General features: G+C 67.0%; 1 pseudogene. It reads right to left on the bottom strand.

Features of this window, described 5'->3' with window-relative positions:
- Window positions 1-1,751: pseudogene (gene secA / locus ABFS34_16650) on the bottom strand (preprotein translocase subunit SecA).
- Between the last annotated feature and the right edge of the window lie 87 nt (window positions 1,752-1,838).

Here is a 1,838-nt window from a genome sequence, read left to right as displayed (position 1 = left end):
TTCCGGATGTCGAAGTTGCGCGACTCGACCTTCTTCTGCGCATTCTGGATCGAGCGCGTCACCATGCCGTGCTCGATCGCCTCGCCGTCCTCGAGGCCAAGCCGCTCCATCCAGGGCTTGATCTTCTCGCCGCCGAAGATGCGCATCAGATCGTCTTCGAGGGAGAGGTAGAACTGCGAGGAGCCCGGGTCGCCCTGCCGCCCGGAGCGCCCGCGCAGCTGGTTGTCGATGCGTCGGCTCTCGTGGCGCTCGGTGCCGAGGATGTGGAGGCCGCCGGCGGCGAGCACCTCGCCGCGCTCCGCCTCGCACTGCGCCTCGAACTCGGCGAGCAGGCGCGGGTAGCCGGCGTGGTCCTTGTCGCCGCCGCTCTTGGCGAGGGCCAGGTACTCCGGGTTCCCGCCGAGCACGATGTCGGTGCCGCGGCCCGCCATGTTCGTGGAGATGGTGACCGCGCCCTTGCGGCCCGCCTGGGCCACGATCTCCGCCTCGCGATCGTGCTGCTTGGCGTTCAGCACGTTGTGCTTGACGCCGCGCTTGCCGAGCCGCGAGGCGAGCCGCTCCGAGCTCTCGATCGAGATGGTGCCGACGAGCACGGGCTGGCCCTTCTCGTGGCGCTCCTTGATGTCCTCGATCACCGCGTCGAACTTCTCGCGCTCCGTCTTGTAGACCACGTCCGGCTGGTCGTCGCGAATCATGGGCCGGTTGGTCGGCACGACCATCACGTCGAGGTCGTAGATCTTGGCGAACTCGGGGGCCTCGGTATCCGCCGTGCCGGTCATGCCCGCGAGCTTCTCGTACATGCGGAAGTAGTTCTGGAACGTGATCGAGGCGTAGGTCTGGCTCTCGCTCTGGATCGGGATGCCTTCCTTGGCCTCGACCGCCTGGTGGAGACCGTCCGACCAGCGCCGGCCGGCCATCAGGCGCCCCGTGAACTCGTCCACGATCACCACTTCGGGCCGGCCGCTCTTGTCGTTGCGCTGCACCACGTAGTCGACGTCGCGCTTCTTGAGAGAGTGCGCGATCAGCGCCTGATTGACGCCGTGCAGAAGGGGCAACATCTGCGGGTCGTACAGGTTCTCGACGCGGAGGATCTTCTCGACGTTGTGGACGCCCTCCTCGGTGAGCGTGGCCTGGTGGTGCTCCTCGTCCACCCAGTAGTCGCCGCTCTCGGGCGTGTCCGTCTTCGGGTCGGCCTTGGCGCCCGCGCGCAGGCGCGGAATCACCTGGTTCGCCACCCGGTAGAGCTCGGTGTTGTCCTCGGACGGCCCCGAGATGATGAGCGGCGTGCGCGCCTCGTCGATCAGGATCGAGTCGACCTCGTCCACGATCGCATAGTGGAGCTCGCGCTGGACGAAGTAGTCCAGGCTCGCCTTCATGTTGTCGCGCAGGTAGTCGAAGCCGAACTCGTTGTTCGTGCCGTAGGTGATGTCCGAGCCGTAGGCCTGCTTGCGCTCGAGGTCCGAGAGGTCGTGCACGATGCAGCCGACGGAGAGGCCCAGGAAGTTGTGGATCTCGCTCATCCACTCGGCGTCGCGGCGCGCCAGGTAGTCGTTCACCGTGACGACGTGCACGCCCTTGCCCGTGAGCGCGTTCAGGTAGCAGGGCAAGGTGGCGACGAAGGTCTTGCCCTCGCCCGTCTTCATCTCCGCGATCGTGCCCTCGTGCAGCACGATGCCGCCGAGCAGCTGCACGTCGAAGTGACGCTTGCCGATGGTGCGCTTCATCGCCTCGCGCACGGTGGCGAAGCTCTCGGACGCCCAGCTCGCCGCGCGCACGCCCGACTTCAAGCAGCGCATCGAGAACGGCGAGCCGCTCGAGAGCCTGATCCCCGACACCTT

This window comes from Gemmatimonadota bacterium (genome assembly GCA_039715185.1).
GTDB lineage: Bacteria > Gemmatimonadota > Gemmatimonadetes > Longimicrobiales > RSA9 > DATHRK01.
This window is presented reverse-complemented; position numbering and strand designations above follow the sequence as displayed.